This is a genomic window from Streptomyces sp. NBC_00091, assembly GCF_026343185.1.
GTDB lineage: Bacteria > Actinomycetota > Actinomycetes > Streptomycetales > Streptomycetaceae > Streptomyces.
Window position 1 is genome coordinate 2850415 of record NZ_JAPEMA010000001.1, and the last position, 23068, is coordinate 2873482.

A 23068-nucleotide genomic window follows, 5' to 3' on the forward strand; every position below is an offset into this window, starting at 1 on the left:
GAACCCCGAGCTGCCGTTCGCGCTGCGCCACTGAGGCGGAGTTCCGGCTCAGGGTGTTCCACGGTGACGGTGGAGAGGAAGTGCAGGCACGCCTGCACCCACACACCCCGTCACCACAGGAAGCATTTCGAGGTCGTGGGGCCACAGTCCCGGACGGACAAATTCGCTCAGGCGGAGTCCGGCGGCGTAGACGATTCGGCGGCGCGGCGGTATTCGGCATTGATGCGCTGGGCTTCTTCGAGCTGATCTTCGAGGATGACGATGCGGCAGGCCGACTCGATGGGTGTGCCCTGGTCGACGAGTTCGCGGGCTCGGGCAGCGATGCGCAGCTGGTAGCGGGAGTAGCGGCGGTGTCCGCCGGCGGAGCGGAGCGGGGTGATCAGGCGGGCTTCGCCGAGTGCGCGGAGGAAGCCTTGCGTGGTGCCGAGCATCTCGGCGGCCCGGCCCATCGTGTAGGCGGGGTAGTCGTCGTCATCAAGGCGGCCGAACGAATCGTCTGCTGTCATTGAACCTCTCTCATGGAACGCGTGGAGGGGCCCTGGTGCCAATGGCACCAGGGCCCCGAAGGAACTACTACACCATCTGTCGGCCCTGATACTGCGCCGACCCTGTGTTTCCGCCGACCCGGCCGAGATGCTGCCGGGAGTGCGGGGATCGCGGTTGCTTGACCGGAGACCACCTCACTATCGATGTCCTGCGGTACCCGGGCCCAGACTTCTCCCCGGGCGATCCTGATGGTGCTCGGCTCCTCCGTTCTTCCCTCGGTGATCAGCTGCTTACCTTCCGGGAACTGCGTACTGCCGGTACTGCATACAACTCTGCGGCCTTGCCCAGCGCCGCATTTCGGCAGCCAGCCCCGTTGCCCGTCCTGCGTCTGCTCTGGCTTGGAACCCCACTGCCGAACCTCCCGGTGCGCGCGTCCGCAGCCGACGCCTTCACCGAGGTGCTGCTCTCACTGACTTCACTGCTGGGTACTGCGCACTGCATTCACGGGTACTGCCACTGCGTTAACTGCGGAACTTCTCTCGGCGGCCCCTGATCACTGCGGGCCGCCCGGTCCGGTCGTCAGTCCCGTCGCCGTCCTGCAACCGCTCTGGCTTCGACACTCCACAACCGCACCGCCCTGCTGAACTGCAACTACTCGTACTGCTGCCCGGCAGTTCGTCTCTGCCAGGCCCTACTGTCTCTCTGGGCTACGAGAGAAACCATAACTACGCCACCATCCAATGTCTACTCCAGCCACGATAGATTTTCGTGCAGCTGAGGAGGAGGTAATCGGCGCCACTGACCGGGCGGCCACGTAAGAAGCCCCTGTGTACGTGGGAGGGCCCGACCGGCGTGTGCCGGTCGGGCCCTCCTCGCTGTTCGGGGTTCCGGCTCGCGCCGGTCGAGTCGGTCAGACCGCCACAGGGACGCCGAGCATCGCGGATGCGTGCTGGAGGGGACTGAGGACGCGCGTGGGCGCGGCGGCCCGGGGGAGTCCGCGGCAGGTGAAGCCGAGCTGGGTCATGGCCCGCAGGACTTCACCGACGCTGAAGTCACGCCTGTCCTGGCGGGTGATGACCTGGCCGACCTGCTTCACGGGGTACACGCGGCGGCCGATGATCACGGAGTAGCCGACGACCTCCTCGGGCTTGATGCCCTTCATCGATTCCAGGACGCCGCTCTTGGTCAGGTCGAACGGGAAGCGGGCGATGACACAGCGCATGTTGCCTCACAGGAAGAAGGGAGAGGGGGGCGGTTCTGCCGCGCTGAGGCGGGTCAGCGTGCAAGGGCGAGGATGCCCAGAGCGCTGCGTTGTTCGTCGACCACGGGCAGGGCGTCGAGCCGGCGGTAGCTCATCGCGTGTTCCGCCTCGGCCATGGTGGTCATGGGCGAGGTGAACGGCCCGCGGTCGCCGAGGGCCTCGCGCAGCCGGATACGGTCCGTGTACGTGCTGCTGTTGCGGATGGCGGCGAGTTGGGCCCGGGTGACCAGCCCGGTGCACAGGCCGTACTCGTCGCAGACCAGCAGATGAACCGCGCGGGCACTGGCCATGACGGACAGGGCAACCTCTACGGTCATGTCGTCACAGACCTGCGGGCCTGCCGCCTCCATGGCGTCGTCCACCGTCCGGGGCGCCGGATTGGCTCTGGCGGAGCGGGGCTGCATCCGGACCAGCGTCACAACGTGCCTCCTGCAGAGATAGGTCAGTCTTCTGATCACGGTTGTCAGGCCGCCGCATCGAAGGCGGACTGCCGCGCGCTCGCGCGCCGGGCAGCTGACATGGGCCCGCGCCGCCCGCGGGAGGAGCCGCCGCTGCGCCTGGGCCGCTCGGACACCGGCGCGGTGATGGTGACGGGGATGCCGGAGGGGGCCTGGGCGCCGGTGATCCGGTTGAGGGCCCCTTCGCCGGAGCGGACCAGGGTGGTCTGCGGGACGATCCCGGCGGCCTGCATGAGGCGGGTCATGTCGCGGCGCTGGTTGGGGGTGACCAGGGTGACGACACTGCCGGACTCGCCGGCGCGGGCGGTGCGGCCGCCGCGGTGGAGGTAGTCCTTGGGGTCGGTCGGCGGGTCTACGTTCACGACGAGGTCGAGGTTATCGACGTGGATTCCACGGGCGGCCACGTTCGTGGCGACCAGGACGGTGACGTGTCCGGTCTTGAACTGGGCCAGGGTCCGGGTCCGTTGCGGCTGGGACTTCCCGCCGTGCAGGGCCGCGGCGCGGACCCCGCTGTCGAGGAGGTCTTGGGTGAGACGGTCCACGGCGTGCTTGGTGTCGAGGAACATGATCACGCGGCCGTCCCGGGCGGCGATCTCCGTCGTCGTCCGCTGCTTGTCGGCGCCGTGGACGTGCAGGACGTGGTGCTCCATCGTGGTCACCGCGCCCTGCGAGGGATCGACGGAGTGCACGACCGGGTCTGTCAGGTAGCGGCGCACCAGCAGGTCGACGTTGCGGTCCAGGGTTGCGGAGAACAGCATCCTCTGGCCCTCGGGCCGCACCTGGTCGAGGAGCGCGGTGACCTGGGGCATGAAGCCCATGTCGGCCATCTGGTCGGCTTCGTCGAGGACGGTGATCGCGACCTGGTTCAGCCGGCAGTCGCCGCGGTCGATGAGGTCCTTCAGACGTCCGGGGGTGGCCACCACGACTTCGGCGCCGCCGCGCAGGGCGTTGGCCTGGCGGCCGATGGGCATCCCGCCGACGACGGTGGCCAGGCGGAGCTTCACCGAGCGTGCGTACGGGGTGAGCGCGTCGGTCACCTGCTGGGCCAGTTCGCGGGTGGGTACGAGGATCAGCGCGAGCGGCTGGTGGGGTTCGGCACGCTGCCCGGCGGTGCGGGCCAGCAGAGCGAGGCCGAAGGCGAGGGTCTTTCCGGAGCCGGTGCGGCCACGGCCGAGGACGTCACGGCCGGCGAGGGTGTTGGGCAGGGTGGCGCCCTGGATCGGGAAGGGCACGCTCACGCCCTGCGCGCCGAGGGCGGCCAGCAGCTCGGCCGGCATGTCGAGATCGGCGAAGGCCTCCACGGCGGCCAGCGCGGGCGTGATCGTCTTCGGCGGCGCGAACTCGCCCTGAACCGCGGCGGGCCGACGGCCTGAGCCACCTGATCGGCTCGGACCTGCGGAACGGCTTCGAGCCGGGGAGCCGAATCGACTGCCCCGCTCCGAACCGGTGCCGTTGCCGAAAGCGGGGCCGCCGGTGCGGCTGCGGGTACGGGACGAGCGCTCGTTCTTACGTGTGGGGTTAATGTGAAACCTTCCTTGACACGGCACGCGTCAAGGAATTCCCACAGCGGAAGAGCGGCGCGGGGAACTGCGAGAACGGACCGAATGGAATTCGGAGGCAGATCCGGCCCGCGAGAAATATGCGTGGGGACGGGCGCTGCAATGAGGGTGGCGTCATACGGACGCGAAACTGGAGAAATTCGCTCGGGTGCGGCTCCGAGGCGGCGGCATCCCGTGCTGGGTCCCGCGGGTAGACGCACCGGGGGAGACGTGTGCAGCTGGGGCCCGCATGCGGGCCCCAGCTGCGAAACGCGCGTCAGCGTCAGGCGGGAACGATGTTCTCCGCCGTCGGACCCTTCTGGCCCGGCGCGATGTCGAAGGTGACCTTCTGGCCTTCGAGCAGCTCGCGGAAACCCTGGGCGGCGATGTTCGAGAAGTGGGCGAACACGTCAGGGCCGCCGTCTTCCTGCTCGATGAAGCCGAAACCCTTTGCCGCGTTGAACCACTTCACGGTGCCAGCAGCCATGTCATATCTCCTTGGGGCAGTACACCGGCGTCCGCACTGTACGGAGACCGTGTCGCCGCGATGATGCCCCGCCCGGAAAATGACCGGAAATATGAAGCGCCACCATGCGACGCGGAGGTCGGCTGGAGACGCCTTAAGTTTTTGGGTACCAAAACTGCAACCGAGATGGACAGTAGCACGTCGCAGTGGATTGCATGGGTCGAATATATTTAGCCCCCGCGCTGCAGTAAAAACTCTCCTTGCGGTGCCCGTTAAATCCTCAGGTCGCCGGGACAGATATTGATTCGCCCCGAGTGCAGTGTTGTGAGAGTTGGGGTGTTCGCCGGCTACGACGCGGGCAGACCATCGTCGCGTCCGGCTGCTCGCCCGAGCGCAGTGGGCGGGGCAGGATGGCGCGGGTGATGGCTGAGCTGAAGTTCGAGACCGTGGTGTGCCCGCACTGCGCTGCCGGGCCGGCTGTCGGGCATGCCCGGACCATCGCCACCGACAGGCGCCGGGTGACGGTGACGTGGCATGTTGCTTCCTGCCCGCACTATGCCGCGGATCGTCTCCTGGCAGGGCGGGACGACTGAGTGGTGTCGTCGCAGGGCCCTCTGGCCAACCGCCTCTTTGGGGAGGCGAATTCGCGGGCCGGGGGCAGCGGTGTGGCGCAGGCCGTCGAAAGTACGTCTCGCGGCGCGCGATCGACGGCGGCCGGGCCGTGCGCGTGGTGAGCGAAAGGGCATTGGGCGGGGTCTTCCCGCCAGTTGGGGCACGCGGAGGGCACGGCGAGGCCAGAGAGGTCTAGACAACGCGAAGGCCCCAGGTCGCTGACCTGGGGCTTTGGTGTGGAGCGGATGACGGGAATCGAACCCGCGCTATAAGCTTGGGAATCACCCGGCACTTGGGTGCCAGCATGGCCTTTGACCTGGGGAAACGTCCACGGGTGGCCCCGTTCTGGCTGCCTCGTCAGACCCGTTGTTGACCGCTCTTTACCGCCTCTACTGGCACGTTGTGGCACGGGATGCTGCTGCCCGTCGCTGTGAACCAGCCGGCTCCAGATCCGTCCCGGCGCCTTACCCGGCCCTGAAGCGTTCACCTCATGTGGATGGACCAGACGCGCTGAGCAGCTCCTCAATGGCGGTGCGAATGTTCTCGTCTTGGACGAACCCTCGCCAGCCACCGTTGGAGCGCAGCCGCTGGTCATGGGCGGGCACGTCGCGCAGGAGGTGTGTGGCGGGTTGGGCCGCGTGCCCGATCCGGGCCAGGTACCGCACTGCGGGGAGCGTGACGGGCAGGTAGGTGCCCTCGGCCAGATCTCGCACGACGGCCGCCAGAACGGGGACGGCGTCGGCGGTGTCGCCAGTGGCAGCCCACAGGGCGTGCGCGGCCTCGACGCGGGTCCAGGGGTCGGCATCGACGGTCGTCGCCCTGAGTAGTGCCACATGGGGTGCGGCATGCGCTCCGAGACTGGCGAGCCTGCGCAGGTCTGGATGCCGAAAGCTTCGCTCGGCGACGCTGCGGCCGAGCAGTTCCAGGGCTGGTTCGGGTTCGCCGCAGACCTTCCAGTACGCCCAGGCCGCAAGTTCCCGATGTGATCCGTCGCCGCGCGATCGGAACAGGAGCAGGTCCCGCGCTCCGTTCCCCGCCGTTCCGATTCCTGCCAGGGCCGTTGCCGCCGCGGTCCAGGTCCGGTCGTCCTCCAGCAGCACGAGCAGCCGTGGAACCGCCGCCTCGGCCGCGGAGCCCCAGTCGGCCAGTACCTCGCAGAGCCGGTTGAGGAGAGGGGAGTTGTCCGTAGCCGTACCGAGCCGGTCGCAGATCGCCGGAAGGAGCAGTTCGGCATGGTCCGAGAGGTCACTCAGAGCTTCAGGGAGCGAGGGGAGGCGGGAATGGTGCCAGTCGGTCGAGGGGTAGTGGGCGGAATTCGACGCAAAGCCGGATCGTGCGCCGGCGATCAGCTCGACCAGGCCCGGCAGGCAGCGCGGATCGTTCATCCGGGCCAGCGCCCACAGGGCGGCCTCGCCGACGGCCTCCCGTCTCCGTGTGGTGCGGGCTCCGGTGTCGGACAGCAGTGTGGCGAGATCGTCGGCGTGGGCGGCGGCTGCCGGGCCGAGGCAGGCCAGCAGCTCGGCCGCCCGGAAGCGGGCTTCGGGGGCGGGATCGTCCAGCCGTGCGACGAGACGTGGAACGAGCTCAGTGGCCGGTGATCACCACTGGGACAGCAGTCCGCCCGCCTGGGCCAGGGCGCCGATCCGCTGCTCGTCGTCGTGATGGTCTGCCAGCAGGCCGAGCGTGAAGGTGGGGTCGGGCCCGGTGATCAGTCCCGCGGTCCATCGCTGGACACCCTGTACTCCGGTTGCTATCGAGCTGGTGTGGCGCCACAGCTCGACGCTCGGGTCCCGGACCGCTTCGAGCACGAGGCCCAGCCGTCGTATGGGCAGGCCCGGATCGCGCGGGGACAGCGCGTGCACCGCCGCCAGGCGGATCTGGGCTTGTGGAGCGTCGAGCAGCTCATGGAGTAGGTCGAAGACCTCTGCGTCGTGTACGCCGGCCGGTGCGCGCAAAGCAGCCTGACCCAAGGCGAGGATCAGCTCAAGGCGGCTGGACGGATCACCCTCCGCCGCCCAGGACCGCAGCAGCGCGGGCAGCACCAGTTCGCCGGGCTGTTGCAGGCTCCGACCACGTCGGCTGCGGCTCGCCGGATTTCCGGGAGGGGGTCGTCCAACAGCAGCAACAGTTTGGGCAGGGCCCGTTCCCATGCCGGTGCCCAGTCCGGATCAAGGAATCGGACTTCGACCCGCCCGGCTTCCGCTGCCAGCATCCCCACGAGTTCGAGCATCGCGCAGCGGCTCGGTACCTGTGGTGTCGCAGCCAGGCGCAGTACGAAGGGCAGTGCGGCCGAGGCGGCGGAGCAGACCCAGCCACCCTGGTGGAACAGCAGGTTGAGCAACTCGGATGCCGCTTCGTCGGCATCGTCCGCATCCGGACCGGCACACCGGCGAAGCAGGTCCGGAACACCCTCGGCAGAACCGTAGTTGTGCTGTAGCCCACCCCAGTTGACCGCATCCACTCCCACCCACATGCCCGCGACCCTACCGGCCCGGCCAACCGCGATGCTCAGGCCGGCCACGCATGCCCAGAGAGGTCCGGACAACGAAGAAGGCCCAGGTTGGTGACCTGGGCCTTCTTGCCTGAGCGGATGACGGGACTCGAACCCGCGCTATAGCCTTGAGAGTCACCGATCTTCCAGGCCTGATCTGGCCAGTGACCAGCACCTATGGGTTCTGGGAAGATCCCGGGAGCTCGCCCCGGCGCCCGCCGTTCACCGCCCCACCTGGCACGGGTCTGGCACGGGCAGCCCTCTGATCCGTAGTACTGCCCGCGAGCGCCCCGCATTCCGGCGAACCGGTTGGCGGAGCGGCGGCGGTCATCAGTCGCTGGTGCGCTCGATAAGGAAGGCGGTCTCCTTGCGGATGCTCAACACCTTCCGCTTCGCGCTGTCGTAGAAGTGGACGTAGTCGCCCTCGACCCCGTACGACTCAGCGTCCAATTGGCGTTCGCGGGTCCCGGCTACGTCCCTGTTGATCCAGAAGTGAGCCATGTTGATCAGCCCTTCGGGGGGTGCGGGTCGTTGCCCGGGGCAAGTACCAGCACGGCTGGAGCGACCTCGGCGTGTTCGTCGTAGCCGATGCTTCCTCCCTCGACGGGATGCGCCAGATCCTTGCGGAGCTGGAGGCCGAACTCGGCGGGGTGAAGCTCGGCCTGACCGTGTTGACCCGTGCCGAGTGCAGGGCAGGCGCCGTGACCTCTCGCCTTCTCCACGTCCTCGCGCTCATCGGCAGCGGAGCCCTGGTCCCGCTCTGGTCCGCCCCCGGCCTGACCCTGCCCGCCCCGGACACCGCCACCGATGTCGACGTGAGCCTGCGCGACGGCATCCAGGCAGCCATCGAGATCCGCCGCCAGCTCCTCAAGGGGGCACCCGACCTTCGCGACCTCTACAAGGTCACCGCGCTGCTCGCGAAGATCCAGCTCCGCTTCACCGGGATCGAGTGCCCCTCCGACGGCGACGCCCTCACGGTGCTCCTCGACGCCAAGCGGCAGGACACGAACATGGTCACCACCGCCCGTACCGATCGCTCGGCTGCTGAAGCGCTCGCGGCCATGGTTCTCCAGACCTGGTTGGACACCCTGCCGGGGACGGCGCGGTGAGCGCGGCCGGCCGACTGCCCCTGGCCCCAGCGGCCACCTTCCACAAGGCGGCGGCAAGCCGCGAGGAGTGTGCCACCGAGGCGAAGGGCTGGGCCCAGCTCGCTCCCCGCATCGAGGTCCCGGCCCTTCACGGACAGATCCTTCTTCCGGACAGGCAGCTCCTCGCCTACGAGGACGTCTTCGCCACCGGCCGGTGCGAGCTGCTGATGGGCGACGTCATGGCCCTGGCCGACCGGGACCCAGCCGTGTTGCCCCGCCTGAACCGCCTCGTGGACGGCATCTGCGCCGACTTGCGGACGGCTGCCGAGGAGACCGGCAAGCACGTGCCGCTGGCCGACTGCGTTCCGGACCTCTACCTGGACCGGATCCGCCCCGGCGGCCGGCTGGACCGCTGGTACCTGCGCCGCGACCTACCGATCGCCCTGCCCCACACCGGTACGACCCTCACCCTCCAGGAGCTGGCCGACTTCACCGTCACCGCCAACGGCAGGCGGCTGACGCTCAACGTAGCCGACATCATCGACAGCCTCCGCCACACCTTGGCCCCCGACCGCCGCTGGCTGGCCGCTCTGACGCAGGGCGACCCCACGGAGCCCAACATCGCCGATCCGCTGTGCTGGCTCGACTTCGAGTTCGCCGGCCGCAACACCGCCGTGGGCGAAGCCGCCAACCTGCTCTGGTACTTGATGGCCCTGGGCGGCTGGCTCGTCCCGGACTACCAACCCGACGTGTACGCCCGCACCCTCCGCCTCGCCCTGCCGCCGCTCTCCTGCCCGCGCATCGATCACCTGGAGCTGCACGAGGGCAGGCGACACATCGACGTCCGGTACTCCTGGGACACCGGCCCCGGTCGTAGTGCGGCCATCACCCGGGCCCTGGACGGCTTTCGTGGCGAGGACGGCAGCAGCCTGGAGGAGATCCACGTCTTCCTCGCCCTGCGCATCCTCGGGGTCATCCCGGCTGACCGGCTGACCTCGCACGACCTCCTGCTCGTGCTGATCAAGCTCGCCGAGAGCCAGGACCCGCTCACGACGATCGACACCTTCTTCACGACCACACCGGCCCCTCACCCCCACTCCGGCGAACGGAGCAGCCATGTCCCTGCCCCTGCTTGAGACCCCTCTCCAGGTCCGCCCGCTCCAGGGCCGCACCGCCCTCGTCACCGGCGGGGCCACCGGCATCGGCGCCGAGATCGGACGCGCGCTCGCCGTCGCCGGCGCGACCGTCGCGGTCAACCACCTCGGCCAGGACCACGACGCCCACGCCCTCCTCGCCGCCTTCGAGCGCGACGGCAGCCCCGGCATCGCGGCGAACGCCGACCTCACCGATTCCGGCGCCGTCCAGACCATGGTCGAGCTCGTCCGCGCCGAGATCGGCCCCATCGACATCCTCGTGAACAACGCGGGCTCCTACCCTCGCGCCCCCTGGCAGGACACCGACGAGGCCGCCTGGAACTACTCCCTCGACGTGAACCTCACCGCCCACTACCGCACTTGCCACGCCGTGACCCCCGGCATGATCGAACGCCGCTGGGGACGGATCGTGAACATCGGCAGCGTCAACGCCCGCGCCGGCCGCACGAACCTCGTCGCGTACAGCACTGCGAAGGCCGGGCTGCTGGGCCTGACCCGCTCCCTCGCCAGAGAGTTGGGCCCGTACGGGATCTGCGTGAACACGGTCCTGCCCGGAGCCATCCAGGTCGATGCGGAGAACGTCATACCCGCCCACCACCGGGCCCGCCCGGAGGACCAGATCAAGCGCCAGTGCGTCCCGCGCAGGGGACGGCCCGAAGATGTCGCGGCCCTGGTGGCGTTCCTCGTGGGCCCCTCCGCCTCGTTCATCACTGGGCAATCCGTCCACGTCGACGGCGGCTGGCTGCTCCACTGAGACCGCCAACAAGCAAGGAGACAGACCGAAATGAAGGAACGAGTCCGCGCCGTCCTCGTCACCGCTGACGACACGATGCTGGTCATCCGCCGTACCAAACCCGACGTCCCCGAGTACTGGGTCCTCCCCGGCGGCGGCGTCGAGGCCGACGACGAGTCCCGGGAGGCCGCCCTCCACCGGGAGATCCACGAGGAGATCGCGGGGAAGGCCGACATCGTCCGGCTCCTCCACACGATGGAGTCCGACGACGAGCGTCAGCTCTTCTACCTCGCCCGCATCGCGACCTGGTCCTTCGAGGACCGCACCGGGCCCGAGTTCAGTGCCGAGGGCCGGGGCGAGTACGCGCTGGAGGAGGTCCCGCTGACCGTCGAGGGCCTCGACGGCATCGACCTCAAGCCCGAGGATATCGCCCACGTTCTGAGGGGCGCCATCAGTGCCGGAAGCCTCGGAGGCGAGGCAACGAGCTGATCCCTCGACACGTCAACACATCGCTGGGGCCGGGAGAGTCCCGCTTCCTTGGCAGCCAGGTCGAAGGCCTGTCCGAGCAGCGAAGGCTGTTTACCCGGGAAGCTCGAGACCGATTCCGCGGTGAACCCGGGCTGACCGTCGAGAGCGCGTAGGCGCTGGTAGGTCCTGCTGGCCGTGGCGTCGGAGATCAGTCCCAGCTCGCGGCAGTTTTGGCACGCGAATGGCACGCAAGCCCTGATAGGTCTAGACAACGAAGAAGGCCCAGGTCGCTGACCTGGGCCTTCTTACAAGAGCGGATGACGGGAATCGAACCCGCGCTATAAGCTTGGGAAGCTCATGTTCTACCATTAAACTACATCCGCATGGTGGTCCAGTTGCCTGGATCCGTACCGTTGCACACTGTACCCCATGATCGACCCCCGGTGAATTCTCCCCTGGGGTCGCTCTCGTTTGCGGGTCGCAGGAGGGTTCGTCCGGGCGGGAGTTGGGGCGTACCGTGGGGGCGCGGAGCGGCGGCTGGAGTGGCGGCTGGAGCGGGTCCCGATCATCCCCTAATGTGGCGATTCATCGCAGTACGGCTCGTTGGGGAAAGGGACTCGATGGAGCACACAGTCGTCCGTTGTGCCGAAGGGCATGTTTTCAGCACCGCCTCCTTCCCGTTGCAGCACCTCGGTGCCGGCCGGATCGGGCCCGGGCGGCTGCTGCGGTGTCCGCGGTGCGCGCGGCTGAGGCACGCGGTGCCCGTGGGTGGCGTCAAGCGGTAGTCGCCGGAGCTTCCGTCCGGCACGGGCGCGCGGGTCCGCTCTCGATTGGGGGTGGCCCGCGCGCTCTGCGTATCCTCGGGACGTGCTTCTCTCCGACAAAGACATCCGGGCCGAGATCGACAGCGGACGGGTTCGCATTGACCCGTTCGACGAGTCGATGGTGCAGCCCTCCAGCATCGATGTGCGTCTCGACCGGTTCTTCCGGGTCTTCGAGAATCACCGCTACGCGCACATCGACCCCGCCGTCGAGCAGACCGACCTGACCAGGATGGTCGAGCCGGAGGGCGACGAGGCGTTCATCCTGCATCCGGGTGAGTTCGTGCTCGCCTCGACGTACGAGGTCATCTCGCTCCCCGAGGACATTGCCTCCAGACTGGAGGGGAAGTCCAGCCTGGGCCGCCTGGGTCTGGTGACGCATTCGACCGCGGGGTTCATCGACCCCGGGTTCTCGGGCCACGTGACCCTGGAGCTGTCGAACCTCGCCACCCTGCCGATCAAGCTCTGGCCGGGCATGAAGATCGGGCAGCTGTGCCTGTTCCGGCTCAGCTCGCCCGCGGAGTTCCCGTACGGCAGCGAGCGGTACGGGTCCAGGTACCAGGGGCAGCGCGGGCCGACCGCCTCGCGCTCCTTCCAGAACTTCCACCGCACCCAGGTGAGGCACGAGTCATGAGTGACGGAGTACGCGAGAACCTCGACTACGAGGGCTTCGGGCGCGCCGTGCGCGAGCTGGCGCAGACCATCGCCGACGACGGCTACGAGCCGGACATCATCCTGAGCATCGCCCGGGGCGGGGTGTTCGTCGCCGGCGGTCTGGCGTACGCGCTCGACTGCAAGAACATCCACCTCGTGAATGTGGAGTTCTACACCGGGGTGGGGACCACCCTGGAGATGCCGGTCATGCTGGCGCCCGTGCCCGAGGCGATCGACTTCACCGACAAGAAGGTGCTGATCGCCGACGACGTCGCCGATACGGGGAAGACGCTCAAGCTGGTGCACGACTTCTGCCTCGGGCACGTCGCCGAGGTGCGGTCTGCCGTGATCTACGAGAAGTCCCACTCGCTCGTGCAGTGCGAGTACGTGTGGAAGCGGACCGACGACTGGATCGAGTTCCCCTGGTCGGTCCAGCCGCCCGTGGTGAAGCGCGAGGGCCAGGTCCTCGACGCCTGACCGGCGACGTCAACGTCAACGTCAACGGGAAGGGCCCGCCGCGCACACGCGCGGCGGGCCCTTCCTCGTACGGCTCCGGTACGGCTAGAGCGTGCCCAGCTTGATCATCGAGAGCAGTGCGACCAGCTGGATCGCGGACGCGCCCAGCGCCTTCTGCCAGGGCAGGTCGTGCGACTTGCCGACCATCGCGGTGAAGAGCGCGCCGGCCGCCAGCCAGGTCACCCACCCCAGCACCTGCACGAACATGTTGTCGCCGCCCAGGAACACCGCCACCAGCAGGCGCGGTGCGTCCGTGATGGACATGACCAGCATCGACAGGCCCACGGTCGGCTGCCACGAGCCGTCGCCGCCCAGCTGGCGGGCCAGGGTGTGCGTGACCGCGCCGAGGATCAGGCCGCAGAGGACGAAGGCGACGCCGGCGCTGAGGGTGATCGGGATCACCTGGGCGAGGGTCGCCTTGATCGCGTCCTCGCGGGCCTTGTCGAAGCCGAAGACCGCGAGCATGCCGTAGATGAAGGTCACGACCAGCGCCGGACCCCAGACGGCGTAGTCGCGCATCTGCAGGAAGGTCGGTCCCGGTCGCAGCACGATGCCGCGCAGCAGGTCCTTCCAGTGCAGCCGCGGCCCGGCGGGGGCCGCGGGGGCCGCGCCCGCCTGGTAGGTGCCGCCCTGGCTGTACGGGTCCTCGCCGACCGAGAAGGCCTGGGTGTGCCCCGGGTTGTTCGCGTACGAGGGCTCGTACGGGGGCTCGTACGCGCCGGAGTCGTACGAGGGGCCCTGCGGGGGCTGCCGGCGGCCCTGTGGGCCCTGCTGGCCCTGCGGGCCGTACGGGTCGAAGTACTCGGGCTCGCCCTGGTCCCCCGCGGAGCCCTGCTGCGGCCAGTGCTGCTGCGGCGGCGGGCCGGCGGGCGGGTAGGGCTGATGACCGTACGGTGCCTGCGGCGCTTGCTGCTGCTGACCGTACGGCTGCCGCCGCGGGGTGTGCGGGGGTTGTTGCGGGGGGTGGTTGTCGTCCCTGCCGCGTCCGATCCTGAATCCAGCCACGTGATCGAAAGTACCTGCTCCGCCGGGCGGCCGTGGCCGGGCCACCGGAACACGTGTCCTTTGCGGCTGACCTGTGACATCCCCTAGGGGGAACCCGGAGGGCGGGGGCGATGGGTGGTTTACGTGGCTGCGCGGCGTTCTGTGGGGGTTCGTTACACGGCCGACGGAATGCGTACGTATCGGGTCCGTAGCTTCGTGAGTGTCGCCGCGACCACGGAGTCACCTCACGAACGAGATCGGAAAGAGCCCCGCCATGCGCCGCACCCGCCGCACCACCCTTCGTACCGCCGCCGTCCTCACCGGCGCCGCCGCCGTGCTGGCGCTGCCCGTGGGATCCGCCTTCGCGGACTCCCCGGCGGTGCCGGAGCCCGAGGTGCTGCCGGGGGTCGAGCAGCCGGCCGAGGACCCGTCGGTCCCGCCGGTGACACCCCCTGTCACGCCGCCGGTGACCCCGCCGGTCGAGCCGCCGGTCGAGCCGCCGGTGACGCCGCCGGTGCAGACGCGGGAGTACGTCACCACCGTGAAGCTGGCCGACGGATCGGTCGCGAAGGTCTACAAGTTCGGCGACGACCACTTCGAGGCGGACGTCTTCGCCGGTGGCACGAAGCTGGACACCCTGGTCAGCAAGGGCGGCAAGCCGGCGTACGGGCAGAACAACGGCCTGCACGTCGTCCTCCAGCCGAACGGCACGGTGACCTCGTGGGTCGAGGGCGGCGTCCAGAAGCCGGTCGAGAAGCCGGTCCAGAAGCCGGTCGAGAAGCCGAAGCCGGAGGTCAAGAAGGAGACCTCGGTGCGGATCACCATGCCCGACGGGCGGATCGCGCGGCTCGTCGACGGCCCGAAGGGCAAGCGGGCCGAGATCTCCATGCCGAACGGGAACGCGCTCGCCGCGATCGACCTGAAGAACCCGAGCGCGCTGAACGACGGCTGGACGTACAAGCTCGTCCAGGACGGCAAGCGCGTGAAGTTCGTCGTCATCGACGGCAAGGGGGGCGGGGACAGCTGGGTGTACGACTTCGCCACCGGCAGGCTGATCGAGAAGTACACGGCGGAGAAGCCCACCGCCAAGCCGGCCCCGGCGGTGAAGGCCGAGCGGGTCGTCCCGAAGGGCGGCGTGAAGGCCGGTGCGGAGGGGGTCCCCACCCCGCAGGCCGACACCCCGCTGCTGCTGGCCGCCGGCGGCGGCATGGCCGCCACGGGCGCGGCGGGCCTCGCCTTCGCCCTGCTCCGCCGGGGCCGCACCCGCGCCTGAGGCCCGGACACGCGGAACGGCCGGTCCCCCGGGAGGGGACCGGCCGTTCTCTGCTCACTGGCGCGGGGCCGCTACTTCGTGGCCTCGGGCTTCGTCTCGGCCTTGGCTTCGGTGTCCGCGTCCGCGTCGGCCTTCGCCTCGGCCTCCGGCTCGGTGGCCTCGGCTTCGGCAGCCTCGGGCTCGGCCGGGGCGTCGGCCCTCGGCTCCGCAGCCTCGGCCGGGGTCTCGGCCTCGGCCGGAGCCGCAGGCTCGGACTCCGCCTCGGCGGCGGCTTCGCCCGCCTCGGCCTTCGGCTCAGTGGCTTCAGCTTCAGCTTCGGCAGCCTCGGGCTCGGCCGGCGCGTCCGCCTTCGGCTCCGCAGCCTCAGCCTCCGCCTCGGTGGCCTCAGCCTCGGCCTCGGCCTCAGCCGGGGCCTCCGGCTCCGCCTCGGCGGCCTCGTCCTCGGCGGCCTTCGCCGCAGCAGCGGCTTCGGCCTCCGCGGCGGCCTTGGCTTCGGCATCCGCCTTGGCCTTCGCCTCTGCCTCTGCCTCTGCCTTGGCCTTCGCTTCCGCAGCGGCTTCGGCCTCCGCCTTGGCCTTCGCTTCGGCCTCCGCAGCCGCCTTCGCCTCGGCCTCCGCAGCGGCAGCGGCCTCCGCGGCCAGCTCCTCCTCAGTCGGCTCCGGGGCCTTCACCGACTCCAGCAGCAGCTGCGCCACGTCCACGACCTGGACGGATTCCTTCGCCTGGCCGTCGTTCTTCTTGCCGTTCACCGAGTCGGTGAGCATGACCAGGCAGAAGGGGCAGGCGGTCGAGACGATGTCGGGGTTGAGGGACAGGGCCTCGTCGACGCGCTCGTTGTTGATGCGCTTGCCGATCCGCTCCTCCATCCACATCCGCGCGCCACCGGCGCCACAGCAGAAGCCCCGCTCCTTGTGGCGGTGCATCTCCTGCTGACGCAGCCCCGGCACGGCGGACATGATCTCGCGCGGCGGCGTGTAGACCTTGTTGTGCCGGCCCAGGTAGCAGGGGTCGTGGTACGTGATCAGGCCGTCCACCGGCGTGACCGGCGTGAGGCGGCCCTCGTCGATCAGGTGCTGGAGCAGCTGCGTGTGGTGGATGACCTCGTACTCGCCGCCCAGCTGCGGGTACTCGTTCGCGATGGTGTTGAAGCAGTGCGGGCAGGTGGAGACGATCCGCTTCGCCGACTTCGGCTTCTTCGTGGACTCGTCCTCGTCGTCCTCGCCGAAGGCCATGTTCAGCATGGCGACGTTCTCCTGGGCGAGCTGCTGGAACAGCGGCTCGTTGCCCAGGCGGCGCGGGGAGTCACCGGTGCACTTCTCGTCGCCGCCCATGATCGCGAACTTGACGCCCGCGATGTTCAGCAGCTCCGCGAAGGCCTTCGTGGTCTTCTTGGCCCGGTCCTCCAGGGCGCCCGCGCAGCCGACCCAGTACAGGTAGTCGAACTCCGAGAGGTCCTCCGCGTCCTTCCCGATGATCGGGACCTCGAAGTCGACCTCCTTCGTCCACTCCACGCGCTGCTTCTTGGCCAGGCCCCAGGGGTTGCCCTTCTTCTCCAGGTTCTTGAGCATCGTGCCCGCCTCCGACGGGAACGCGCTCTCGATCATCACCTGGTAGCGCCGCATGTCGACGATGTGGTCGATGTGCTCGATGTCGACCGGGCACTGCTCCACGCACGCACCGCAGGTGGTGCAGGACCACAGCACGTCCGGGTCGATGACGCCGTTCTCTTCGGCGGTGCCGATGAGCGGGCGCTCCGCCTCGGCGAGGGCCGCGGCCGGGACCCCGGCGAGCTGCTCCGCCGTGGCCTTCTCGTTGCCCTCCATGTCCTTGCCGCCGCCGGCCAGCAGGTACGGGGCCTTGGCGTGCGCGTGGTCGCGCAGCGACATGATCAGGAGCTTGGGGGAGAGGGGCTTGCCGGTGTTCCATGCCGGGCACTGCGACTGGCAGCGACCGCACTCGGTGCAGGTGGAGAAGTCGAGGATGCCCTTCCAGGAGAACTGCTCGACCTGGGAGACGCCGAAGACGTCGTCCTCGCCCGGCTCCTCGAAGTCGATCTCCTTGCCACCGCTGGCCATCGGCTGGAGGGCGCCCAGCGCCGTCGAACCGTCGGCGTTCCGCTTGAACCAGATGTTCGGGAAGCCGAGGAAGCGGTGCCAGGCGACACCCATGTTGGTGTTGAGCGAGACCACGATCATCCAGATCAGCGAGGTGCCGATCTTGATCATCGCGGTGAAGTAGATGGCGTTCTGCAGGGTGCCCAGCGAGAGCCCCTTGAAGGCCAGCACCAGCGGGTACGACACGAAGTACGCGGGCTCGTAGGAGTCCACGTGGTGGATCGCGCCTTCAAGGCCGCGCAGCGCCAGGATCGCGAGGCCGATGGTGAGGATGACGTACTCGACGAAGTACGCCTGCCAGGCCTTCGAGCCGGTGAAGCGCGACTTGCGGCCGGCCCGCGAGGGCAGGCTGAGCAGCCGGATCGCCATCAGGACGACGATGCCGACGACCGTCATCAGGCCGATGAACTCGATGTAGAGCTCGAACGGCAGGAAGCCGCCGATGATCGGCAGCGTCCAGTCGGCCTGGAAGAGCTGGCCGTAGGCCTGCGCCAGGGTCGGCGGCAGGGTCAGGAAGCCGATCGCGACGAACCAGTGCGCGAAGCCGACGATGCCCCAGCGGTTCATCCGGCTGTGGCCGAGGAACTCCCGGGCGAGGGTGAGCGTTCGAGACTTCGGATCGTCCGTACGGCTGCCTGCCGGTACGGGCTGTCCGAGCTTCACGAAGCGGTAGATCTGCGCCACGGCTCGGGCGAGCAGCGCGACGCCGACCACGGTCAGGACCAGCGACACGATGATCGCGGCGAGTTGCATGGGAGGGCTCCTCGGGCGGGACTTACTAAGCGGTAACTTATTGAGTCAAGGCTTGAGGTTACCCAGTTCCCGCGCCGCACTGTAGGTGAGCGTGCGGTGATCTGTGTCGCTCAGGCATGCCTCTGTCGGTAGGCCGCCCGAGGAGTCTGCGCGAGGATCGCGAGATCCATCCCCAGCCAATGGCTCTCCACATAGTGCCGGTCCAGCAGTGCCATCTCCTCCCAGGGTAGGTCGGAGCGCGCGCTGACCTGCCACAACCCGGTCATACCGGGACGTACGAGCAGTCGTTCGGGGTGGTCGGTACGGGCCTCCGGGCGCGGCCCGACCAGCGACATCTCCCCCCGCACCACATTGAGCAGCTGCGGCAGCCCGTCCAGCGCGCACCGCCGCACCGCCGCGCCCACCCGCCCCGCGCCCCCGGTGCGCAGCCGCCAGGCGCGGAACGGCCGCCCGGTCAGCCCGAGCACCGGTTCCCGTACGAGGACCCGCGCGCGCGTGGCCGCACCGAGCGTGACGGCCGCCAGCAGGACCGGTGCGGCGAACACCCCGAGCAGGATCACCGCACCGACGAGGTCACACACCCGCTTGGCCGGCGGTAGCCCTGGCCGGGCGGGCAGTGTCAGCAGCAGAGGCATGCCAGCACGCTGCCGCATGCCTCCGGCGCTGCCGGGGTGGCGCGCGGCTCGGTGACCCGTTCGGCTGCGCCAGGGCCCCGGCGCAGGGCCCCTGAGCGTAGGGGCTACTTAAAGGTTGAGCCCCCTCGGCTCACCTCTGTTGACGCCAGCGCAGCGTTACGGCATTCTTGAGCCTGTTCCACTCAAGTCAGCTGGAGGAATCGAAATGGCACGTGCGGTCGGCATCGACCTGGGCACCACTAACTCCGTCGTCAGCGTTCTCGAAGGCGGCGAGCCCACCGTCATCACCAACGCCGAGGGTGCCAGGACCACGCCGTCCGTCGTCGCCTTCGCCAAGAACGGCGAGGTCCTCGTCGGCGAGGTGGCCAAGCGCCAGGCGGTGACGAACGTTGACCGGACCATCCGCTCCGTCAAGCGCCACATGGGCACTGACTGGAAGATCAACCTGGATGGCAAGGACTTCAACCCGCAGCAGATGAGCGCCTTCATCCTGCAGAAGCTGAAGCGCGACGCCGAGGCGTACCTGGGCGAGAAGGTCACGGACGCGGTCATCACCGTCCCGGCCTACTTCAACGACTCCGAGCGTCAGGCGACGAAGGAGGCCGGCGAGATCGCGGGCCTCAACGTCCTGCGCATCGTGAACGAGCCGACGGCCGCCGCCCTGGCCTACGGTCTCGACAAGGACGACCAGACCATTCTCGTCTTCGACCTCGGCGGCGGCACCTTCGACGTGTCGCTCCTCGAGATCGGCGACGGTGTCGTCGAGGTCAAGGCCACCAACGGTGACAACCACCTCGGCGGCGACGACTGGGACCAGCGCGTCGTCGACTACCTGGTGAAGCAGTTCGCCAACGGCCACGGCGTCGACCTGTCCAAGGACAAGATGGCGGTCCAGCGTCTGCGCGAGGCGGCCGAGAAGGCGAAGATCGAGCTGTCCTCCTCCACGGAGACCACGATCAACCTGCCGTACATCACGGCCTCCGCCGAGGGCCCGCTGCACCTGGACGAGAAGCTCACGCGCTCGCAGTTCCAGCAGCTCACCGCGGACCTGCTCGACCGCTGCAAGACCCCGTTCCACAACGTCATCAAGGACGCGGGCATCAACCTGTCCGAGATCGACCACGTGGTCCTGGTCGGCGGCTCCACCCGCATGCCGGCCGTCGCCGAGCTCGTCAAGGAGCTCACCGGCGGTCAGGACGCCAACAAGGGCGTCAACCCGGACGAGGTCGTCGCCATCGGCGCCACCCTCCAGGCCGGTGTGCTCAAGGGTGAGGTCAAGGACGTCCTGCTCCTCGACGTGACCCCGCTGTCCCTCGGTATCGAAACCAAGGGCGGCATCATGACCAAGCTCATCGAGCGCAACACCACGATCCCGACCAAGCGGTCGGAGATCTTCACGACGGCCGAGGACAACCAGCCGTCCGTGCAGATCCAGGTCTACCAGGGTGAGCGCGAGATCGCGGCGTACAACAAGAAGCTCGGCATGTTCGAGCTGACGGGCCTGCCGCCGGCCCCGCGTGGCGTCCCGCAGATCGAGGTCTCCTTCGACATCGACGCGAACGGCATCATGCACGTCACGGCCAAGGACCTTGGCACGGGCAAGGAGCAGAAGATGACCGTCACCGGCGGCTCCTCGCTCGGCAAGGACGAGGTCGACCGCATGCGCCAGGAGGCGGAGCAGTACGCGGACGAGGACCACCGTCGCCGCGAGGCCGCCGAGTCCCGCAACCAGGGCGAGGCGCTCGTCTACCAGACGGAGAAGTTCCTCGCGGACAACGCGGAGAAGGTCCCCGCCGAGGTCAAGACCGAGGTCGAGGCTGCCGTCACCGAGCTGAAGGACAAGCTCAAGGGCGAGGACACCGCCGAGATCCGCACCGCGACCGAGAAGCTCGCCGCGGTCAGCCAGAAGCTCGGCCAGGCGATCTACGCCGACGCCCAGGCCGCCCAGGGTGCGGCCGGCGCCGCGGGTGACGCGGGCCAGGCCAAGGCCGACGACGACGTCGTCGACGCCGAGATCGTCGACGACGAGAAGCCGAAGGGTGGCGCTGCCTGATGTCGGAGGAGACCCCGGGCTTCGAGGAGGAGCCCGAAGTCCCCACCGGCGCCAGCGCGGACGACGCCGAGCCGAAGGCCGCCGACTCCTCCAAGGAGGGGGAGGCGGCCCCGGCCGGGGACGCAGCAGCAGATGTGGCTCTGCTGGCGCAGCTGGACCAGGCCCGTACCGCGCTCAACGAGCGCACCGCGGACCTCCAGCGGCTCCAGGCGGAGTACCAGAACTACCGCCGTCGCGTGGAGCGGGACCGGATCGCCGTCAAGGAGATCGCGGTCGCGTCCCTGCTGACGGAGCTCCTCCCGACCCTGGACGACATCGGCCGGGCGCGGGAGCACGGCGAGCTGGTCGGCGGCTTCAAGTCGGTGGCCGAGTCGCTGGAGACCGCCGCCGCCAAGATGGGGCTGCAGCAGTTCGGCAAGGAGGGCGAGCCCTTCGACCCGACGATCCACGAGGCCCTGATGCACTCGTACGCGCCGGACGTCACCGAGACGACCTGCGTGGCGATCCTGCAGCCGGGGTACCGGATCGGCGAGCGTACGATCCGCCCCGCGCGGGTCGCGGTGGCCGAGCCCCAGCCGGGCGCGGCGCCGGCCGCCAAGTCCGAGTCCTCGGAGGGCGACACGCCGTCCGACAAGGACACGGATGCCCCCGACAAGGGCTGACGCACACCATGTAGGGATCCGAGAGGAGGGACACCGGGGATGAGCACGAAGGACTTCGTGGAGAAGGACTACTACAAGGTCCTCGGTGTCCCGAAGGACGCCACCGAAGCCGAGATCAAGAAGGCGTACCGGAAGCTCGCGCGCGAGTTCCACCCGGACGCCAACAAGGGCGACGCCTCGGCCGAGGAGCGCTTCAAGGAGATCTCCGAGGCGAACGACATCCTCGGCGACGCCAAGAAGCGCAAGGAGTACGACGAGGCCCGCGCCCTGTTCGGCAACGGCGGCTTCCGCCCCGGTCCGGGCGGCGGCGGCTCGTTCAACTTCGACCTGGGCGACCTGTTCGGCGGTACCCAGCAGGCCGGCCAGGGCGGCTTCGGCGGCGGCCTGGGCGATGTCTTCGGCGGCCTCTTCAACCGCGGCGCCGGCGCCGGTGCGGGCACCCGTACCCAGCCGCGCCGCGGCCAGGACGTCGAGTCCGAGGTCACGCTCTCCTTCACCGAGGCCGTGGACGGCGCGACCGTCCCGCTGCGGATGTCCTCGCAGGCCCCCTGCAAGGCCTGTTCGGGCACCGGCGACCAGAACGGCACGCCCAGGGTGTGCCCGACCTGCGTCGGCACCGGCCAGGTCTCGCGGGGCAGCGGCGGCGGTTTCTCGCTGACCGACCCCTGCGCGGACTGCAAGGGCCGCGGCCTGATCGCGGAGAACCCCTGCGAGGTCTGCAAGGGCAGCGGGCGTGCCCGCAGCTCCCGCACCATGCAGGTCCGGATCCCGGCGGGCGTCTCCGACGGCCAGCGGATCCGGCTGCGCGGCAAGGGCACTCCGGGCGAGCGCGGTGGCCCGGCGGGGGACCTGTACGTGGTCGTCCACGTCGGTACCCACCCGGTGTTCGGCCGCAAGGGCGACAACCTCACGGTGACGGTCCCCGTGACCTTCGTGGAGGCCGCCCTGGGCGCCGAGATCAGGGTTCCGACCCTGGGCGGCCCGCCGGTCACCCTGAAGCTGCCCCCGGGCACCCCCGGCGGCCGTACGATGCGGGCCCGCGGCAAGGGGGCGGTCCGCAAGGACGGCACCCGAGGCGACCTGCTCGTCACGGTGGAGGTCGCGGTCCCGGCGGAGCTGTCCGACAAGGCCCGCGAAGCCCTGGAGACCTACCGCGACGCGACCGGGTCCGAGGACCCGCGAGCCCTCCTGTTCGAGTCCGCGAAGGGAGCATGACATGGACGGCCGCCGACGACAGCCCCGCTTCGGTGAGGGGGCGTACCCGCTCACCGAAGAGACCCCGGTCTACGTGATCTCGGTGGCCGCCCAGCTCTCCGGACTCCATCCGCAGACCCTCCGCCAGTACGACCGCCTCGGCCTGGTCTCCCCGGACCGTACGGCCGGCCGCGGCCGGCGCTACTCGGCCCGGGACATCGAACTGCTCCGCACGGTGCAGCAGCTGTCCCAGGACGAGGGCATCAATCTGGCGGGAATCAAGCGGATCATCGAGCTGGAGAACCAGGTGGCGGCGCTCCAGCAGCGTGTCGCCGAGCTGTCCACGGCTGTCGACGGCGCGGCCGCCGCCCTCCAGGCCCGCGAGGCCCAGGTGCACGCCTCGTACCGCCGCGACCTGGTCCCGTACCAGCCGCCGCAGCCGGGCAACGCCCTGGTGGTCTGGCGCCCGACCAAGCGCCCGGGCGACTGACCGAGCCCCCGCGCGACTGACCGCGTACCCGCGCGACTGACCCCGTACCCGGGCGACTGACCGCGGCCGCCCCGCTCGCACGAAGGCCCCGCCCGGCTCCTCCCGGCCCTTCCCGTACAGGGAGGGCCTGAGGGGCCGGGCGGGGCCTTTCGCGCGCCAGGGGA

22 protein-coding genes, 1 tRNA gene and 1 pseudogene are annotated in these 23068 nt (G+C 69.4%); 11 read left to right on the forward strand and 13 right to left on the reverse strand.

Features of this window, described 5'->3' with window-relative positions; all coding sequences use genetic code 11:
* Window positions 1–167 precede the first annotated feature (167 nt).
* The 9 genes from OOK34_RS13190 to OOK34_RS13230 all read right to left on the reverse strand — a co-directional run bounded on the left by OOK34_RS13190 (window position 168) and on the right by OOK34_RS13230 (window position 7813).
* Complete coding sequence (locus OOK34_RS13190) at window positions 168–506, reverse strand: MerR family transcriptional regulator (protein ID WP_267034049.1); 339 nt, start codon at window positions 504–506, stop codon at window positions 168–170.
* Window positions 507–1396: 890 nt separating this feature from the next.
* Window positions 1397–1708, reverse strand: a complete 312-nt coding sequence (locus tag OOK34_RS13195; RefSeq protein ID WP_267034050.1) for an SCO5918 family protein — start codon at window positions 1706–1708, stop codon at window positions 1397–1399.
* A 53-nt stretch (window positions 1709–1761) separates the two neighbouring features.
* Window positions 1762–2151 carry a CBS domain-containing protein gene (locus tag OOK34_RS13200; RefSeq protein ID WP_267034051.1) on the reverse strand — a complete coding sequence of 130 codons (390 nt, stop codon included), beginning with the start codon at window positions 2149–2151 and terminating at the stop codon, window positions 1762–1764.
* A gap of 59 nt (window positions 2152–2210) precedes the next feature.
* Window positions 2211–3728, reverse strand: coding sequence for a DEAD/DEAH box helicase (locus tag OOK34_RS13205; RefSeq protein ID WP_267036726.1), 1518 nt, complete (start codon window positions 3726–3728; stop codon window positions 2211–2213).
* A 298-nt stretch (window positions 3729–4026) separates the two neighbouring features.
* Window positions 4027–4230, reverse strand: coding sequence for a cold-shock protein (locus OOK34_RS13210; protein WP_267034052.1), 204 nt, complete (start codon window positions 4228–4230; stop codon window positions 4027–4029).
* 1079 nt (window positions 4231–5309) lie between these two features.
* Entirely contained in the window at window positions 5310–6206 is an 897-nt protein-coding gene (locus OOK34_RS13215) for a hypothetical protein (RefSeq protein WP_267034053.1), read from the reverse strand.
* A gap of 213 nt (window positions 6207–6419) precedes the next feature.
* Window positions 6420–6863 (reverse strand): hypothetical protein, encoded by a 444-nt coding sequence (locus OOK34_RS13220; protein ID WP_267034054.1) that lies wholly within the window; start codon window positions 6861–6863, stop codon window positions 6420–6422.
* Window positions 6800–7294, reverse strand: coding sequence for a hypothetical protein (locus OOK34_RS13225; RefSeq protein ID WP_267034055.1), 495 nt, complete (start codon window positions 7292–7294; stop codon window positions 6800–6802). Before OOK34_RS13225 ends, OOK34_RS13220 begins: the two co-directional genes overlap by 64 nt.
* A 348-nt stretch (window positions 7295–7642) precedes the next feature.
* On the reverse strand, window positions 7643–7813 hold the full coding sequence (locus OOK34_RS13230; protein ID WP_267034056.1) for a hypothetical protein: 171 nt from the start codon (window positions 7811–7813) through the stop codon (window positions 7643–7645).
* Window positions 7814–7833: 20 nt separating this feature from the next.
* Here OOK34_RS13230 and OOK34_RS13235 point away from each other — a divergent pair, with 20 nt between their 5' ends.
* Genes OOK34_RS13235 through OOK34_RS13250 form a run of 4 tightly spaced genes read left to right on the forward strand, consistent with a single transcriptional unit; the run spans window position 7834 to window position 10776 of the window.
* Window positions 7834–8421: a hypothetical protein gene (locus OOK34_RS13235; protein WP_267034057.1), complete on the forward strand. Its 588-nt coding sequence runs from the start codon at window positions 7834–7836 to the stop codon at window positions 8419–8421.
* A complete protein-coding gene (locus OOK34_RS13240) occupies window positions 8418–9536 on the forward strand; it encodes a hypothetical protein (RefSeq protein ID WP_267034058.1) in 1119 nt (372 codons plus the stop codon). The genes OOK34_RS13235 and OOK34_RS13240 overlap by 4 nt, the downstream gene beginning before the upstream one ends.
* On the forward strand, window positions 9517–10308 hold the full coding sequence (locus OOK34_RS13245; protein ID WP_267034059.1) for an SDR family NAD(P)-dependent oxidoreductase: 792 nt from the start codon (window positions 9517–9519) through the stop codon (window positions 10306–10308). Before OOK34_RS13240 ends, OOK34_RS13245 begins: the two co-directional genes overlap by 20 nt.
* A 30-nt stretch (window positions 10309–10338) precedes the next feature.
* The gene (locus tag OOK34_RS13250) at window positions 10339–10776 is read left to right on the forward strand and encodes an NUDIX domain-containing protein (protein WP_267034060.1); all 438 of its coding nucleotides are present in this window, start codon (window positions 10339–10341) and stop codon (window positions 10774–10776) included.
* Window positions 10777–11067: 291 nt separating this feature from the next.
* Here OOK34_RS13250 and OOK34_RS13255 read toward each other — a convergent pair.
* Window positions 11068–11138 (reverse strand) — tRNA-Gly (locus OOK34_RS13255).
* Between the two features lie 484 nt (window positions 11139–11622).
* Here OOK34_RS13255 and dcd point away from each other — a divergent pair.
* Complete coding sequence (gene dcd / locus OOK34_RS13260) at window positions 11623–12210, forward strand: dCTP deaminase (RefSeq protein ID WP_267034061.1); 588 nt, start codon at window positions 11623–11625, stop codon at window positions 12208–12210.
* On the forward strand, window positions 12207–12707 hold the full coding sequence (locus OOK34_RS13265; RefSeq protein WP_267034062.1) for a phosphoribosyltransferase: 501 nt from the start codon (window positions 12207–12209) through the stop codon (window positions 12705–12707). Before dcd ends, OOK34_RS13265 begins: the two co-directional genes overlap by 4 nt.
* An 84-nt stretch (window positions 12708–12791) precedes the next feature.
* Here the strand turns inward: OOK34_RS13265 and OOK34_RS13270 are convergent, their stop codons facing one another.
* The gene (locus tag OOK34_RS13270) at window positions 12792–13751 is read right to left on the reverse strand and encodes a Yip1 family protein (protein ID WP_267034063.1); all 960 of its coding nucleotides are present in this window, start codon (window positions 13749–13751) and stop codon (window positions 12792–12794) included.
* Between the two features lie 253 nt (window positions 13752–14004).
* On the opposite strand from OOK34_RS13270, the gene OOK34_RS13275 reads away from it, so the two are divergent.
* A complete protein-coding gene (locus tag OOK34_RS13275) occupies window positions 14005–15003 on the forward strand; it encodes a hypothetical protein (protein ID WP_267034064.1) in 999 nt (332 codons plus the stop codon).
* 659 nt (window positions 15004–15662) lie between these two features.
* On the opposite strand, the pseudogene OOK34_RS13280 reads toward OOK34_RS13275, so the two are convergent.
* Both OOK34_RS13280 and OOK34_RS13285 read right to left on the reverse strand, forming a co-directional pair.
* A pseudogene (locus OOK34_RS13280) lies at window positions 15663–17870 on the reverse strand (heterodisulfide reductase-related iron-sulfur binding cluster); the annotation flags it as partial.
* A gap of 110 nt (window positions 17871–17980) precedes the next feature.
* Window positions 17981–18505, reverse strand: coding sequence for a sugar transferase (locus OOK34_RS13285; RefSeq protein ID WP_267034065.1), 525 nt, complete (start codon window positions 18503–18505; stop codon window positions 17981–17983).
* 205 nt (window positions 18506–18710) lie between these two features.
* Here OOK34_RS13285 and dnaK point away from each other — a divergent pair, with 205 nt between their 5' ends.
* The 4 genes from dnaK to OOK34_RS13305 are packed head-to-tail and all read left to right on the forward strand — an operon-like array spanning window position 18711 to window position 22904.
* Window positions 18711–20558, forward strand: coding sequence for a molecular chaperone DnaK (gene dnaK / locus OOK34_RS13290; RefSeq protein WP_267034066.1), 1848 nt, complete (start codon window positions 18711–18713; stop codon window positions 20556–20558).
* Complete coding sequence (gene grpE, locus OOK34_RS13295; RefSeq protein ID WP_267034067.1) at window positions 20558–21220, forward strand: nucleotide exchange factor GrpE; 663 nt, start codon at window positions 20558–20560, stop codon at window positions 21218–21220. The genes dnaK and grpE overlap by 1 nt, the downstream gene beginning before the upstream one ends.
* A 39-nt stretch (window positions 21221–21259) precedes the next feature.
* Window positions 21260–22435 carry a molecular chaperone DnaJ gene (dnaJ, locus tag OOK34_RS13300; protein WP_267034068.1) on the forward strand — a complete coding sequence of 392 codons (1176 nt, stop codon included), beginning with the start codon at window positions 21260–21262 and terminating at the stop codon, window positions 22433–22435.
* A 1-nt stretch (window position 22436) separates the two neighbouring features.
* The gene (locus OOK34_RS13305) at window positions 22437–22904 is read left to right on the forward strand and encodes a helix-turn-helix domain-containing protein (RefSeq protein WP_267034069.1); all 468 of its coding nucleotides are present in this window, start codon (window positions 22437–22439) and stop codon (window positions 22902–22904) included.
* Window positions 22905–23068: the final 164 nt, after the last annotated feature.